Source organism: Streptomyces coffeae (assembly GCF_016741875.1).
In the GTDB taxonomy this organism is placed as follows: domain Bacteria; phylum Actinomycetota; class Actinomycetes; order Streptomycetales; family Streptomycetaceae; genus Streptomyces; species Streptomyces coffeae.
On sequence record NZ_JAERRF010000042.1, the window covers coordinates 13,207 to 28,847 of the forward strand.

The window sequence follows — 15,641 nt, forward strand, 5'->3', positions numbered from 1 at the left end:
GCCATCGGTACCGCTTTCACCGAACGGGGGGTGACCGAACAGAGGTGTCCGGTCCGCGCCCCCGAAGGGGGCGGCCCCCGCCTTCCGCCGCGGCGGAGGACAGGGGCCGTCGGTGACGGGCGCCGGACGGGATCAGGCCCGCGCCTCGCCCAGCAGCTTCTGCATCCGCGAGACGCCCTCGACGAGGTCCTCGTCGCCCAGGGCGTAGGACAGCCGCAGATAGCCCGGGGTGCCGAACGCCTCACCCGGCACCACCGCGACCTCGGCCTCCTCCAGGATCAGCGCGGCCAGCTCCACGGTGTTCTCCGGGCGCTTGCCGCGGATCTCCTTGCCGAGCAGCCCCTTCACCGACGGGTAGGCGTAGAACGCGCCCTCCGGCTCCGGGCACTCCACGCCGTCGATGTCGTTGAGCATCCGCACGATGGTGCGGCGGCGGCGGTCGAACGCCTCGCGCATCGCGGCGACCGCGTCGAGGTCGGCCGAGACGGCGGTCAGCGCGGCGACCTGAGCGACATTGCTCACATTCGAGGTGGCGTGCGACTGGAGGTTGGTCGCGGCCTTCACCACGTCCTTGGGGCCGATGATCCAGCCCACCCGCCAGCCGGTCATGGCGTACGTCTTGGCGACGCCATTGACCACGATGCACTTGTCGCGCAGCTCGGGCACCACCACGGGCAGCGAGTGGAACTCGGCGTCGCCGTAGACCAGGTGCTCGTAGATCTCGTCGGTGAGCACCCACAGCCCGTGCTCGGCGGCCCAGCGGCCGATCTCCTCGATCTGCTCACGGCTGTAGACCGCGCCGGTCGGGTTGGAGGGCGAGACGAAGAGCAGCACCTTGGTGTGCTCGGTCCGGGCCGCCTCCAGCTGCTCGACGGAGACGCGGTAGCCGGTCGTCTCGTCCGCGACGACGTCCACCGGGACACCGCCGGCCAGCCGGATCGACTCCGGGTAGGTGGTCCAGTACGGCGCCGGCACGATGACCTCGTCGCCCGGGTCGAGGATCGCGGCGAACGCCTCGTAGATCGCCTGCTTGCCGCCGTTGGTCACCAGGACCTGCGCCGCCTCGACCTCGTAGCCGCTGTCGCGCAGCGTCTTCGCGGCGATCGCGGCCTTGAGCTCGGGCAGGCCGCCGGCCGGGGTGTAGCGGTGGTACTTGGGGTCGCGGCACGCGGCGACGGCCGCCTCGACGATGTAGTCGGGCGTGGGGAAGTCCGGCTCGCCCGCGCCGAAGCCGATCACCGGGCGCCCGGCGGCCTTGAGGGCCTTCGCCTTGGCGTCCACGGCGAGCGTGGCCGACTCGGAGATGGAGCCGATGCGGGCTGACACCCGCCGGTCGGTCGGGGACTGTACTGGGGGAGTAGCAGCGGTCATACCTGCATCGTCGCAGACCCGCGCGTGGGGCGACACGGGGGTTTACGGGCCGCTCCGCGCGGGCCCCGGTTCCCGGCCGCCGAGGGGCGGCGCACGGCCGGGACACCCCCTGGACGGCTTCTCGTTCGACGACCGGGCGTCAAGCACGTACACTCATGCGTCGTTGGCCGCTCAACGGCCGTTCCGCCCCGCACACTCCGTGCAGCCGGGTGGATGCGGTAGGTTGGGAGTGCCGCAAAGGGTCGTAGCTCAATTGGTAGAGCACTGGTCTCCAAAACCAGCGGTTGGGGGTTCAAGTCCCTCCGGCCCTGCTACACGCACTTCGATCAGGGTGCTGTATGCGTACGCAAGGACAATGCACCGCTGTGCGGCCGGGCCGGACGCGGCACGGCCACGACCCGGATTCAGGTGAGGATGAGTGACGGAAGCCCTTGGCTCCACCGCGACGCCTGAGAGCGGTCGTCCCGAGGACGAGGTGGCGACCAAGAAGGGCCGCCGTGGTGGCAAGCGCGGTAAGAAGGGTCCCTTCGGCCGTCTCGCGCTCTTCTACCGCCAGATCGTCGCTGAGCTGCGCAAGGTTGTATGGCCCACCCGCAGTCAGCTGTCGACGTACACCACTGTGGTGATCGTCTTTGTTGTCATCATGATCGGCATCGTGACCGTGATTGACTATGGGTTCAACCACGCCATCAAGTACGTCTTTGGCTGATGACCCGCGGAAGGCGACCGCTGTCCCGGCGTTCGCCTCTTCGCACGTTCCACCCCTTGAAGCCAGGAAGAAGCAGCCACCGTGTCTGACCCGAACCTGAACGACGCCGCCGAGCCCGTCGAGTCCCGTGAGGACGAGCTCGACATCGTCGAGGCGGCGGATTCCGACCAGGCTGAAGCGGCCGACGCCGCGGCCGGCGAGCCGGCCGAGGAGGCAGCGCTCCACGTCGAGGACGAGACGGAGCCCGAGGCCGCCGAGGCCACCGGTGAGGTCGAGGCCGTCGAGGGCGAGGCCGAGGAAGAGGCGGTCGACCCGGTCGAGGCCCTGCGTGAGGAGCTCCGCACCCTCCCCGGTGAGTGGTACGTGATCCACACCTACGCGGGCTACGAGAACCGCGTGAAGACCAACCTCGAGCAGCGGGCCGTCTCGCTGAACGTGGAGGACTACATCTTCCAGGCCGAGGTGCCGCAGGAAGAGGTTGTCCAGATCAAGAACGGCGACCGCCGCACCGTCCGCCAGAACAAGCTCCCCGGCTATGTGCTGGTGCGCATGGACCTGACGAACGAGTCGTGGGGCGTCGTCCGTAACACCCCGGGCGTCACCGGCTTCGTGGGCAACGCCTACGACCCGTACCCGCTGACCCTGGACGAGATCGTCAAGATGCTCGCCCCGGAGGCCGAGGAGAAGGCCGCCAAGGCCGCCGCCGAGGAGGGCGGTCTGCCGGCCCCCAGCCGCAAGGTCGAGGTCCAGGTGCTGGACTTCGAGGTGGGCGACTCGGTCACGGTCACCGACGGCCCGTTCGCGACCCTCCAGGCGACGATCAACGAGATCAACGCCGACTCGAAGAAGGTCAAGGGCCTGGTCGAGATCTTCGGCCGGGAGACCCCGGTCGAGCTGAGCTTCGACCAGATCCAGAAGAACTGACACCGGTCCCCACCGGAGTCCACGCTTCCGAACAGGTCAGACGGGCCCTTGTGGCCGGTCTGACCTGCTCGGTTTTAAGGCGCACAGCCATACCCGTTATCGTTGTGCGGTATGCCTCCATCCGGATGATCCGGTTCGGGGGCGATCTACCTCTCACTAAGACCCGGAGAGAGCATGCCTCCCAAGAAGAAGAAGGTCACGGGGCTGATCAAGCTCCAGATCCAGGCCGGCGCCGCGAACCCGGCCCCGCCGGTCGGCCCCGCGCTGGGCCAGCACGGCGTCAACATCATGGAGTTCTGCAAGGCCTACAACGCCGCGACCGAGTCGCAGCGTGGCATGGTCGTGCCGGTGGAGATCACGGTCTACGAGGACCGTTCCTTCACCTTCATCACCAAGACTCCGCCGGCCGCCAAGCTGATCCTGAAGGCCGCGGGCGTGGAGAAGGGCTCCGGCGAGCCGCACAAGACCAAGGTCGCCAAGATCACCCGCGACCAGGTCCGTGACATCGCCACCACCAAGATGCCCGACCTGAACGCCAACGACCTGGACGCCGCCGAGAAGATCATCGCCGGCACCGCCCGTTCCATGGGCATCACGGTCGAGGGCTGACACACCCCGTAGCACCACCATCGTGAGCGAGCCGGAGGGCGCGCCGGTGTTGAAAGTGATGAGACCGAGCGAGGAACGAGCGCGGGTCGAAGAGCGTCGACACCGGGTCTGAGCGCCCAGAGGCGAGCGAACCCCATTGAAGTGGCAGGGCCAAGCGCTGGCCCGGACCACGACTCCGAACGAAAAACCTCAGGAGCAGCAGTGAGCAAGCGCAGCAAGACCCTCCGCGCTTCGGACGCCAAGATCGACCGGGAGCGCGTCTACGCCCCGCTCGAGGCCGTCCGTCTCGCCAAGGACACCTCCAGCAACACCAAGTTCGACGCGACCGTCGAGGTCGCCATGCGCCTGGGCGTCGACCCGCGCAAGGCCGACCAGATGGTCCGCGGCACCGTGAACCTGCCGCACGGCACCGGTAAGACCGCCCGGGTCCTGGTCTTCGCGACCGGTGACCGTGCCGCAGCCGCGGAGGCCGCCGGCGCCGACATCGTCGGCTCCGACGAGCTCATCGACGAGGTGTCCAAGGGGCGTCTGGACTTCGACGCCGTCGTCGCCACCCCGGACCTCATGGGCAAGGTCGGCCGCCTGGGCCGGGTGCTCGGTCCGCGTGGTCTGATGCCGAACCCGAAGACCGGCACCGTCACCCCGGACGTGGCCAAGGCCGTCACGGACATCAAGGGCGGCAAGATCGAGTTCCGCGTCGACAAGCACTCCAACCTGCACTTCATCATCGGCAAGGTGTCGTTCGGTGAGACGCAGCTGGTGGAGAACTACGCCGCGGCGCTCGAGGAGATCAACCGTCTCAAGCCGTCCGCCGCGAAGGGCCGCTACATCAAGAAGGCGACCCTGACCACCACCATGGGCCCCGGCATCCCGCTGGACGCCAACCGCACCCGCAACCTGCTGGTCGAGGACGAGGCCGTCTGACCCAGCACGTCCCGTGCAGCCGCCGGGCCCCCGTACCACGTCAACTGGTGCGGGGGCCCGGCGGCTTTGCTGTCGGTCCCCTGGGCTACAGTTCTCAGCCAGTCATAAAAGACAGTTAAAGAGGGGGACCCTGTGCGCGGGACTCAGTTTGCTACGCGAGCCGTGATAGCGGCCGGGAGCGTCGTCCTGATGGTCGGGCTCACCGCGTGCGGGAGCGAGAAGTCCGACGGTGGCGGAAAGAAGTCGGGCGACACGGCGCAGGAGCAGGTCAGCAGCCCGCTGGCGGCGCTGAAGAAGGCTTCGCAGCGCACCGACCAGCAGCATTCGGCCAAGGTCGAGGGCACCACCACGATGGGCGAGGCCAACTCGTCCATGAAGGGTGAGATGGACTGGGCCGACGGTATGCGGGCCAACATGACCATCACGCAGAACGGTGGCGCCGCGGCCTCCTCGCCGCTGGCCGGCAAGCCGATGCCCGCCCGCTACACGCCCGACGCGATGTTCATGAACCTGGGCGACGAGTTCGCCGCGCAGGCGGGTGACGGCAAGCACTGGGTCAAGTACGACTACGACGTGCTCGCCGAGAAGGCGGGCCCGTCCGGCGCCTTCCTGAAGGACCAGATGCAGAACACCGACCCGGCGCGCTCGGTGCAGCTGCTGATCGCCACCGGCAAGGTCAAGAGCGTCGGCTCGGAGAAGGTGAAGGGCACCAAGGCCACCCACTACACGGGCACGGTCAAGGTCTCGGAGCTGGCCAAGATGCAGTCCAAGGACCTCAGCGAGTCCGACCTCGAGGGGCTCCAGAAGCAGCTCGAGCAGTCCGGTATGGAGACCGAGACCATCGACCTGTGGATCGACGGCAACGACCTGCTGGTCAAGAAGCGTGAGCAGGCCAAGAGCAACAACGGCGGCTACGACTCCACCGTCTTCTACTCGGACTACGGCACCAAGGTCGCCGTCGACGAGCCGGCCTCCTCGGACACCGTGAACTTCGAGGACATCAGCGGCCAGTGAGGCCGCCGGCGACCTGATTTGCCTGGCCGCGGCCCGTTCGCGTAATCTGCTTCAGAAGCCAAAGACCGCTGGTTGTCGCTGTGCCTCCGCAAGGGGACACGGTGGCTGAAGGATCCGCTAGCTGCGGACGACCTGCGCAGGTGACTGTGGTTGAACTCCCGAACGGGCCCGCTGGGTCCGCAAGGTCGAGTCACGCCCCGAGCGCCTGCGCCGGGGCGTTTTCGCGTTGTTCAGCCTCCTTCCTTCAGGCCGAAGCGGTCCTCATCACCCGGAAGGAGGCCGAGGATCATGGCGAGTCCTGACAAGGTCGCAGCCGTCGAGGAGATGCGGGAGAAGTTCCGCAGCTCCAACGCTGCCGTCGTGACCGCGTACACCGGTCTCACCGTTGCCCAGCTCAAGGAGCTGCGCCGTTCGCTCGGTGAGAACGCTCAGTACCGTGTGGTGAAGAACACGCTGACCAAGATCGCGGCCAACGAGGTCGGGATCAACCAGCTCGACGACCTGTTCGTGGGTTCGTCGGCCGTCGCCTTTGTGACCGGTGACCCGGTCGAGGCGGCGAAGGGTCTCCGTGACTTCGCCAAGGAAAACCCCGCTCTTGTGATCAAGGGCGGCGTGCTCGACGGCAAGGCGCTGTCCGCCGACGAGATCAAGAAGCTCGCGGACCTCGAGTCCCGCGAGGTGCTGCTCGCCAAGCTGGCGGGTGCGATGAAGGCCAAGCAGTCCCAGGCTGCGGCGCTCTTCCAGGCCCCGCTGTCGAAGTTCGTCCGCACCGCGGAGGCGCTCCGGCAGAAGCAGGCCGACCAGGGCGGTGCCGACACCCCGGCTCCCGCCGAGGCCGAGGCCGCCGAGTAATCAGGCCCCGGTCGCAGCGGGCCCGTAAGCCCGCCGACATGTACATCCGGCACCTGCCGACTTAGTGGAAGGACCGCCATCATGGCGAAGCTCAGCCAGGAAGAGCTCCTCGAGCAGTTCGAGAACCTGACCCTCATCGAGCTCTCCGAGTTCGTGAAGGCCTTCGAGGAGAAGTTCGACGTCACCGCCGCCGCCCCGGCCGCCGTCGCCGTCGCCCCGGGTGCCCCGGGCGCCGTCGCCGAGGCCGAGCCGGAGAAGGACGAGTTCGACGTCATCCTCACCGGCGCCGGCGACAAGAAGATCCAGGTCATCAAGGTCGTGCGTGAGCTGACCTCGCTGGGTCTGAAGGAGGCCAAGGACCTCGTCGACGGCACCCCGAAGCCGGTCCTCGAGAAGGTCAACAAGGAGGCCGCGGACAAGGCCGCCGAGTCCCTCAAGGGCGCCGGCGCCTCCGTCGAGGTCAAGTGACCTTTCGGCCCATCGCCACGCGCCTTCGGCGCACGGCGGTGAGGCCGGACTCCGCAAGGGCGATCACCCGTTCGGGTGGTCGCCCTTCGGCGTACCCGTGACGGCTACGTTGTCTTGTCGGTTGCGACAGGTATGGTGATCTTCGTTGCCCGTCGCCACGCCCTGTGACGATCTCGCCGGAGTGGGGGGCCTTGACGAACGGCACGCAGCGCGCAATTCTCAGGACGCGACGTCACAGCGATCCAAACTCCGAGGCATGGATCGTCGGCGAAGCGGGCAGTATCGATATGCGCTCCCGGCGGGTGGCCGCCGGACAGGGCTGTGAAGACAACGAGGGGCGAGCCCCTCACCGGAGGGAGAGATTGGCACTGCCGGTCTCACAAACTCGGCGCTGGACATCAGTGTGCCAAGTGGCTACACTGACCCTTTGCGCTGCCTGTTAGCTGCTCCCTGCCCGTCACCAGGGGCATGCCCACCTTCGAGCACAGCCGATGAAAACGCCCTGACCAGGGATTTCATCCATGGGCTCTCGGTGGGACCGGTACGCGCGTAGTGAGTCCGAGCCCTCGGAAGGACCCCCTCTTGGCCGCCTCGCGCAACGCCTCGACTGCCAATACGAACAATGGCGCCAGCACCGCCCCGCTGCGCATCTCCTTTGCGAAGATCAAGGAGCCTCTCGAGGTTCCGAACCTCCTTGCACTGCAGACCGAGAGCTTCGATTGGCTGCTCGGCAATGCCGCCTGGAAGGCTCGCGTCGAGGCTGCGCTGGACAGCGGTCAGGACGTCCCCACCAAGTCCGGTCTGGAAGAGATCTTCGAGGAGATCTCCCCGATCGAGGACTTCTCCGGGTCGATGTCCCTGACTTTCCGTGATCACCGCTTCGAGCCGCCGAAGAACTCGATCGACGAGTGCAAGGAGCGCGACTTCACCTACGCCGCGCCGCTCTTCGTCACCGCCGAGTTCACCAACAACGAGACCGGTGAGATCAAGTCCCAGACGGTCTTCATGGGCGACTTCCCGCTCATGACCCCGAAGGGCACCTTCTGCATCAACGGCACCGAGCGTGTTGTCGTCTCGCAGCTGGTCCGTTCCCCCGGTGTCTACTTCGACTCCTCCATCGACAAGACGTCCGACAAGGACATCTTCTCGGCCAAGATCATCCCGTCCCGGGGTGCCTGGCTGGAGATGGAGATCGACAAGCGCGACATGGTCGGTGTCCGTATCGACCGCAAGCGCAAGCAGTCCGTCACCGTCCTGCTCAAGGCGCTCGGCTGGACCACCGAGCAGATCCTCGAGGAGTTCGGCGAGTACGAGTCCATGCGCGCCACCCTGGAGAAGGACCACACCCAGGGCCAGGACGACGCGCTGCTCGACATCTACCGCAAGCTGCGCCCGGGCGAGCCGCCGACCCGTGAGGCCGCGCAGACGCTGCTGGAGAACCTCTACTTCAACCCCAAGCGCTACGACCTGGCCAAGGTCGGCCGCTACAAGGTCAACAAGAAGCTCGGCGCGGACGCCCCGCTCGACGCCGGTGTGCTGACCACCGATGACGTCATCGCGACCATCAAGTACCTGGTCAAGCTGCACGCGGGCGAGACCGAGACGGCCGGGGAGAGCGGCACCACGATCGTCGTCGAGACCGACGACATCGACCACTTCGGCAACCGCCGTCTGCGCAACGTCGGCGAGCTCATCCAGAACCAGGTCCGCACCGGTCTGGCCCGGATGGAGCGCGTCGTCCGCGAGCGCATGACCACCCAGGACGTCGAGGCGATCACGCCGCAGACCCTGATCAACATCCGGCCGGTCGTCGCCTCCATCAAGGAGTTCTTCGGCACCAGCCAGCTGTCCCAGTTCATGGACCAGACCAACCCGCTGTCGGGTCTGACCCACAAGCGCCGTCTGTCGGCGCTGGGCCCGGGTGGTCTGAGCCGTGAGCGGGCCGGCTTCGAGGTCCGTGACGTGCACCCCTCGCACTACGGCCGGATGTGCCCGATCGAGACGCCGGAAGGCCCGAACATCGGTCTGATCGGCTCGCTCGCCTCCTACGGCCGGGTCAACGCCTTCGGCTTCGTCGAGACCCCGTACCGCAAGGTCGAGGGCGGCGTTGTCACCGACGGCGTGGACTTCCTGACCGCCGACGAGGAAGACCGCTTCGTCATCGCCCAGGCCAACGCGCCGCTGGCCGATGACAACCGCTTCGCCGAGGCCCGGGTCCTGGTCCGCCGCCGTGGCGGTGAGGTCGACTACGTCCCCGGCTCCGAGGTCGACTACATGGACGTCTCGCCGCGCCAGATGGTGTCGGTCGCGACCGCCATGATCCCCTTCCTCGAGCACGACGACGCCAACCGCGCGCTCATGGGATCGAACATGATGCGCCAGGCCGTGCCGCTGATCAAGGCGGAGTCCCCGCTGGTCGGCACCGGTATGGAGTACCGCTGCGCGGTCGACGCCGGCGATGTCATCAAGGCCGAGAAGGACGGTGTCGTCCAGGAGGTCTCCGCCGACTACGTCACGGTGGCCAACGACGACGGCACCTACACCACCTACCGGGTGGCCAAGTTCTCCCGCTCCAACCAGGGCACCTCCTTCAACCAGAAGGTGGTCGTGGACGAGGGCGCCCGCGTCATCACCGGTCAGGTGCTGGCCGACGGCCCGTCCACCGAGGACGGCGAGATGGCGCTCGGCAAGAACCTGCTCGTGGCGTTCATGCCGTGGGAGGGCCACAACTACGAGGACGCGATCATCCTCAGCCAGCGTCTGGTGCAGGACGACGTCCTCTCCTCGATCCACATCGAGGAGCACGAGGTCGACGCCCGGGACACCAAGCTGGGCCCCGAGGAGATCACCCGGGACATCCCGAACGTCTCCGAGGAGGTCCTGGCCGACCTCGACGAGCGCGGCATCATCCGCATCGGCGCCGAGGTCATCGCCGGGGACATCCTGGTCGGCAAGGTCACCCCGAAGGGTGAGACCGAGCTGACCCCGGAGGAGCGCCTGCTGCGCGCGATCTTCGGCGAGAAGGCCCGTGAGGTCCGTGACACCTCGCTGAAGGTGCCGCACGGCGAGACCGGCAAGGTCATCGGCGTCCGCGTCTTCGACCGCGAGGAGGGCGACGAGCTGCCCCCGGGCGTGAACCAGCTGGTCCGCGTCTACGTGGCGCAGAAGCGCAAGATCACCGACGGTGACAAGCTGGCCGGCCGTCACGGCAACAAGGGCGTCATCTCCAAGATCCTGCCGGTCGAGGACATGCCGTTCCTGGAGGACGGCACCCCGGTCGACATCATCCTCAACCCGCTGGGTGTCCCGTCCCGAATGAACCCGGGACAGGTCCTGGAGATCCACCTCGGCTGGCTGGCCTCCCGGGGCTGGAAGGTCGAGGGCTCCGAAGAGTGGATGCAGCGGCTGAAGGTGATCGGCGCCGACGAGGTCAAGCCCGGCACCAACGTCGCGACCCCGGTCTTCGACGGCGCCCGTGAGGACGAGATCGCCGGTCTCTTCGACTCGACGATCCCGAACCGCGACGGCGACCGCCTGGTCCAGTCGTCCGGCAAGGCCCGGCTCTTCGACGGCCGCTCCGGTGAGCCGTTCCCGGACCCGATCTCCGTCGGCTACATGTACATCCTCAAGCTGCACCACCTGGTGGACGACAAGCTGCACGCCCGGTCCACCGGTCCGTACTCGATGATCACCCAGCAGCCGCTGGGTGGTAAGGCTCAGTTCGGTGGCCAGCGCTTCGGTGAGATGGAGGTGTGGGCGCTGGAGGCTTACGGCGCCGCGTACGCCCTCCAGGAGCTGCTGACCATCAAGTCCGACGACGTCACCGGCCGCGTGAAGGTCTACGAGGCCATTGTCAAGGGCGAGAACATTCCCGAGCCCGGCATCCCCGAGTCCTTCAAGGTGCTCATCAAGGAGATGCAGTCCCTGTGCCTCAACGTGGAGGTGCTGTCCTCGGACGGCATGTCCATCGAGATGCGCGACACCGACGAGGACGTCTTCCGCGCTGCGGAGGAGCTCGGTATCGACCTGTCCCGGCGCGAGCCGAGCAGCGTCGAAGAGGTCTGACGGGTCTGGCCGGGGCGGCTGTTCCACCGGACGCCCCGGCCTCTCCCCGGACCCCCAGTCAGACCCGAAGACACGACCCTGAAAGAGGGATTGACGACAAGTGCTCGACGTCAACTTCTTCGACGAGCTGCGGATCGGCCTCGCCACTGCTGACGACATCCGTCAGTGGTCCCACGGTGAGGTCAAGAAGCCGGAGACCATCAACTACCGCACCCTGAAGCCCGAAAAGGACGGACTCTTCTGCGAGAAGATCTTCGGTCCGACCCGGGACTGGGAGTGCTACTGCGGTAAGTACAAGCGCGTCCGCTTCAAGGGCATCATCTGTGAGCGCTGCGGTGTCGAGGTCACCCGCGCCAAGGTGCGCCGTGAGCGGATGGGCCACATCGAGCTTGCCGCTCCCGTCACCCACATCTGGTACTTCAAGGGCGTGCCCAGCCGTCTGGGCTACCTGCTCGACCTCGCCCCGAAGGACCTCGAGAAGGTCATCTACTTCGCCGCCTACATGATCACGTGGGTGGACGAGGAGCGCCGTACGCGCGACCTGCCCTCGCTGGAGGCCCATGTCTCCGTCGAGCGCCAGCAGATCGAGCAGCGCCGTGACGCCGACCTGGAAGCCCGCGCCAAGAAGCTCGAGGCGGACCTCGCCGAGCTGGAGGCCGAGGGCGCCAAGGCCGATGTGCGCCGCAAGGTGCGCGAGGGCGCCGAGCGCGAGATGAAGCAGCTGCGCGACCGTGCCCAGCGCGAGATCGACCGTCTCGACGAGGTGTGGAACCGCTTCAAGAACCTCAAGGTCCAGGACCTGGAGGGCGACGAGCTGCTCTACCGCGAGCTGCGTGACCGCTTCGGCACGTACTTCATGGGCGGTATGGGCGCCGCCGCGCTCCAGAAGCGCCTGGAGTCCTTCGACCTCGATGAGGAGGCCGAGAAGCTCCGCGAGATCATCCGGACCGGCAAGGGCCAGAAGAAGACCCGTGCGCTCAAGCGCCTCAAGGTCGTCTCCGCCTTCCTCCAGACCCGCAACAGCCCCAACGGCATGGTGCTGGACTGCATCCCGGTGATCCCGCCGGACCTGCGTCCGATGGTGCAGCTGGACGGTGGCCGCTTCGCGACCTCCGACCTGAACGACCTGTACCGCCGTGTGATCAACCGGAACAACCGCCTCAAGCGTCTGCTCGACCTCGGTGCGCCCGAGATCATCGTGAACAACGAGAAGCGGATGCTCCAGGAGGCCGTCGACGCGCTGTTCGACAACGGCCGCCGCGGTCGCCCGGTCACCGGTCCCGGTAACCGTCCGCTGAAGTCCCTCAGCGACATGCTGAAGGGTAAGCAGGGCCGGTTCCGTCAGAACCTGCTCGGTAAGCGAGTCGACTACTCGGCCCGTTCGGTCATCGTCGTCGGCCCGCAGCTCAAGCTGCACCAGTGCGGTCTGCCCAAGGCCATGGCGCTGGAGCTCTTCAAGCCGTTCGTGATGAAGCGCCTGGTGGACCTGAACCACGCGCAGAACATCAAGTCGGCCAAGCGCATGGTCGAGCGCGGCCGCACGGTCGTGTACGACGTGCTCGAAGAGGTCATCGCCGAGCACCCGGTGCTGCTGAACCGTGCGCCGACCCTGCACCGCCTCGGTATCCAGGCGTTCGAGCCGCAGCTGGTCGAGGGCAAGGCCATTCAGATCCACCCGCTCGTCTGCACCGCGTTCAACGCGGACTTCGACGGTGACCAGATGGCCGTGCACCTGCCGCTGTCCGCGGAGGCGCAGGCCGAGGCCCGCATCCTGATGCTGTCCTCGAACAACATCCTCAAGCCGGCCGACGGCCGTCCGGTGACCATGCCCACCCAGGACATGGTGCTGGGCCTGTTCTTCCTCACCACCGACGAGGAGGAGCGGGTCGTCAAGGGCGAGGGCCGGTCCTTCGGTTCGGCCGCCGAGGCGATCATGGCGTTCGACGCCCGGGAGCTCTCGCTCCAGGCGAAGATCGACATCCGCTTCCCGATCGGCACGGTGCCGCCCCGCGGCTGGACCCCGCCCGCCCCCGAAGAGGGTGAGCTGCCCTGGCAGCAGGGCGACAGCTTCCGGCTGCGCACCACCCTGGGCCGTGCGCTCTTCAATGAGCTGCTGCCCGAGGACTACCCGTTCGTCGACTACTCGGTGGGCAAGAAGCAGCTCTCCGAGATCGTCAACGACCTCGCCGAGCGCTACCCCAAGGTCATCGTCGCGGCGACGCTGGACAACCTGAAGGCGGCCGGTTTCCACTGGGCCACCCGCTCCGGTGTCACCGTCGCCATCTCCGACGTGGTCGTGCCCGAGGCCAAGAAGGCCATCATCGAGGGCTACGAGGCGCAGGACGAGAAGGTCCAGAAGCAGTACGAGCGCGGTCTGATCACCAAGGACGAGCGCACCCAGGAGCTGATCGCGATCTGGACCAAGGCGACCAATGAGGTTGCCGAGGCGATGAACGCGAACTTCCCGAAGACCAACCCGATCTTCATGATGGTCGACTCGGGCGCGCGCGGAAACATGATGCAGATGCGTCAGATCGCCGGTATGCGTGGTCTGGTGTCCAACGCGAAGAACGAGACCATCCCGCGGCCCATCAAGGCGTCGTTCCGTGAGGGTCTCTCCGTGCTGGAGTACTTCATCTCCACCCACGGTGCCCGAAAGGGTCTCGCGGACACCGCGCTGCGGACCGCCGACTCGGGTTACCTGACCCGTCGTCTGGTGGACGTCTCCCAGGACGTGATCATCCGCGAGGAGGACTGCGGCACCGACCGCGGCCTGAAGCTGGAGATCGCCGGCCGCGGCGCCGACGGTGTGCTGCGCAAGGCCGAGGACGTCGAGACCAGCGTGTACGCGCGCTGCCTCGCCGAGGACATCGTCGTGGACGGGAAGGTGCTGGCCCCGGCCGGTACCGACCTGGGCGATGTGCTCATCGACGAGCTGGTCCGCCACGGCGTGGAGACGGTCAAGACCCGCTCGGTGCTCACCTGCGAGTCCGCCGTCGGCACCTGCGCCATGTGCTACGGCCGCTCGCTGGCGACCGGCAAGCTGGTGGACATCGGCGAGGCGGTCGGCATCATCGCCGCCCAGTCCATCGGTGAGCCCGGCACCCAGCTGACGATGCGTACCTTCCACACCGGTGGTGTGGCCGGTGACGACATCACCCAGGGTCTGCCGCGTGTCGTCGAGCTCTTCGAGGCCCGTACGCCCAAGGGTGTCGCCCCGATCTCGGAGGCGGCCGGCCGCGTCCGGATCGAGGAGACCGAGAAGACCAAGAAGCTCGTCGTCACCCCGGACGACGGCTCCGACGAGACCGCCTTCGGCGTCTCGAAGCGGGCCCGTCTGCTGGTGGGCGAGGGCGACCGCGTGGACGTCGGCCAGCCGCTGACCGTCGGTGCGGTCAACCCGCACGACGTGCTGCGCATCCTCGGCCAGCGCGCCGTCCAGGTGCACCTGGTGGGCGAGGTCCAGAAGGTCTACAACTCGCAGGGTGTGTCGATCCACGACAAGCACATCGAGATCATCATCCGGCAGATGCTGCGCCGAGTGACGATCATCGAGTCCGGCGATGCGGAGCTGCTGCCGGGCGAGCTCGTGGAGCGGTCGCGCTTCGAGGGCGAGAACCGCCGTGTGGTCCAGGAAGGCGGCCACCCGGCCTCCGGCCGTCCGCAGCTGATGGGTATCACCAAGGCATCGCTGGCGACCGAGTCCTGGCTGTCGGCGGCGTCCTTCCAGGAGACGACCCGGGTGCTCACCGACGCGGCGATCAACGCCAAGTCGGACTCCCTGATCGGCCTCAAGGAGAACGTGATCATCGGTAAGCTCATCCCGGCCGGTACGGGCCTGTCCCGCTACCGGAACATCCGGGTCGAGCCGACCGAGGAGGCGAAGGCCGCGATGTACTCGGCCGTCGGTTACGACGACATCGACTACTCGCCCTTCGGCACGGGCTCCGGCCAGGCGGTCCCGCTGGAGGACTACGACTACGGTCCGTACAACCAGTAGGACCGGCCCGAGGGCTGGTAAACGTTCACAGGGCGGTCACCCCATGGCGGGGGTGGCCGCCCTGCGGCTATGCTCCGGGTTGGTGTGTCCAGCGCGTGTGCATTTGTTTTGACCGGAGCCGATGCGGTAGGTACGCTCTGACCTTGTGCCTGGGGTGTCCCTGGGCTCCTGTGCGCGCTTCTAGACCGCTCGGGGGCCCGAGGTGTCGACACCAACAATTCGCACTCTCCTGACATTCGCAGGGGTCTGCGGTGCGCGACACACCCGACCGCGTGGGTCGGAGAAATCCCAGGTTAGCTTTACCGAGACGGCACACAGAAACCGGAGAAACGGTGCCTACGATCCAGCAGCTGGTCCGCAAGGGCCGCCAGGACAAGGTCGAGAAGAACAAGACCCCCGCCCTCGCGGGGTCGCCGCAGCGCCGTGGTACATGCACCCGCGTGTTCACCACGACGCCGAAGAAGCCGAACTCGGCGCTCCGCAAGGTCGCGCGTGTCCGGCTGAGCAGTGGGATCGAGGTCACCGCCTACGTCCCGGGTGAGGGGCACAACCTGCAGGAGCACTCCATCGTGCTCGTGCGTGGCGGTCGTGTGAAGGACCTGCCGGGTGTTCGTTACAAGATCATCCGCGGCTCCCTCGACACGCAGGGCGTCAAGAACCGCAAGCAGGCTCGCAGCCGCTACGGCGCCAAGAAGGAGAAGTAAG

11 protein-coding genes and 1 tRNA gene are annotated in these 15,641 nt (G+C 67.2%); 11 read left to right on the forward strand and 1 reads right to left on the reverse strand.

Annotation, left to right across the window (positions count from 1 at the left end; genetic code table 11):
• Window positions 1–132: 132 nt before the first annotated feature.
• Window positions 133–1,371, reverse strand: a complete 1,239-nt coding sequence (locus JK363_RS37860) for a pyridoxal phosphate-dependent aminotransferase (protein ID WP_201882595.1) — start codon at window positions 1,369–1,371, stop codon at window positions 133–135.
• Window positions 1,372–1,609: 238 nt separating this feature from the next.
• Between JK363_RS37860 and JK363_RS37865 the strand changes: the two genes are divergently transcribed.
• The 11 genes from JK363_RS37865 (at window position 1,610) to rpsL (ending at window position 15,640) form a co-directional block, all read left to right on the forward strand.
• Window positions 1,610–1,682, forward strand: a tRNA-Trp gene (locus JK363_RS37865).
• A 107-nt stretch (window positions 1,683–1,789) separates the two neighbouring features.
• Entirely contained in the window at window positions 1,790–2,080 is a 291-nt protein-coding gene (secE, locus tag JK363_RS37870) for a preprotein translocase subunit SecE (RefSeq protein ID WP_201882598.1), read from the forward strand.
• Between the two features lie 81 nt (window positions 2,081–2,161).
• The gene (gene nusG, locus JK363_RS37875; protein WP_201882600.1) at window positions 2,162–3,004 is read left to right on the forward strand and encodes a transcription termination/antitermination protein NusG; all 843 of its coding nucleotides are present in this window, start codon (window positions 2,162–2,164) and stop codon (window positions 3,002–3,004) included.
• A 174-nt stretch (window positions 3,005–3,178) separates the two neighbouring features.
• The gene (gene rplK, locus JK363_RS37880; RefSeq protein ID WP_009715899.1) at window positions 3,179–3,613 is read left to right on the forward strand and encodes a 50S ribosomal protein L11; all 435 of its coding nucleotides are present in this window, start codon (window positions 3,179–3,181) and stop codon (window positions 3,611–3,613) included.
• Window positions 3,614–3,814: 201 nt separating this feature from the next.
• A complete protein-coding gene (gene rplA, locus JK363_RS37885) occupies window positions 3,815–4,537 on the forward strand; it encodes a 50S ribosomal protein L1 (RefSeq protein ID WP_201882601.1) in 723 nt (240 codons plus the stop codon).
• Window positions 4,538–4,669: 132 nt separating this feature from the next.
• On the forward strand, window positions 4,670–5,551 hold the full coding sequence (locus JK363_RS37890) for an SCO4651 family lipoprotein (protein ID WP_504752584.1): 882 nt from the start codon (window positions 4,670–4,672) through the stop codon (window positions 5,549–5,551).
• A gap of 288 nt (window positions 5,552–5,839) precedes the next feature.
• A complete protein-coding gene (gene rplJ / locus JK363_RS37895) occupies window positions 5,840–6,403 on the forward strand; it encodes a 50S ribosomal protein L10 (RefSeq protein WP_201882603.1) in 564 nt (187 codons plus the stop codon).
• Between the two features lie 78 nt (window positions 6,404–6,481).
• Window positions 6,482–6,871, forward strand: a complete 390-nt coding sequence (gene rplL, locus JK363_RS37900) for a 50S ribosomal protein L7/L12 (RefSeq protein WP_201882644.1) — start codon at window positions 6,482–6,484, stop codon at window positions 6,869–6,871.
• A 582-nt stretch (window positions 6,872–7,453) separates the two neighbouring features.
• Window positions 7,454–10,936 (forward strand): DNA-directed RNA polymerase subunit beta, encoded by a 3,483-nt coding sequence (rpoB, locus tag JK363_RS37905; protein ID WP_201882604.1) that lies wholly within the window; start codon window positions 7,454–7,456, stop codon window positions 10,934–10,936.
• A gap of 100 nt (window positions 10,937–11,036) precedes the next feature.
• A complete protein-coding gene (locus JK363_RS37910; RefSeq protein WP_201882605.1) occupies window positions 11,037–14,936 on the forward strand; it encodes a DNA-directed RNA polymerase subunit beta' in 3,900 nt (1,299 codons plus the stop codon).
• Window positions 14,937–15,268: 332 nt separating this feature from the next.
• Window positions 15,269–15,640 (forward strand): 30S ribosomal protein S12, encoded by a 372-nt coding sequence (gene rpsL / locus JK363_RS37915; protein WP_014054153.1) that lies wholly within the window; start codon window positions 15,269–15,271, stop codon window positions 15,638–15,640.
• Window position 15,641: the final 1 nt, after the last annotated feature.

What these genes read in the sequence shown, in the direction of transcription:
- JK363_RS37860 (WP_201882595.1), bottom strand. Translation starts at nt 1,371, where the DNA reads ATGACCGCTGCTACTCCCCCAGTACAGTCCCCGACCGACCGGCGGGTG.
- rplJ (WP_201882603.1), top strand. Translation starts at nt 5,840, where the DNA reads ATGGCGAGTCCTGACAAGGTCGCAGCCGTCGAGGAGATGCGGGAGAAG.
- rplK (WP_009715899.1), top strand. Translation starts at nt 3,179, where the DNA reads ATGCCTCCCAAGAAGAAGAAGGTCACGGGGCTGATCAAGCTCCAGATC.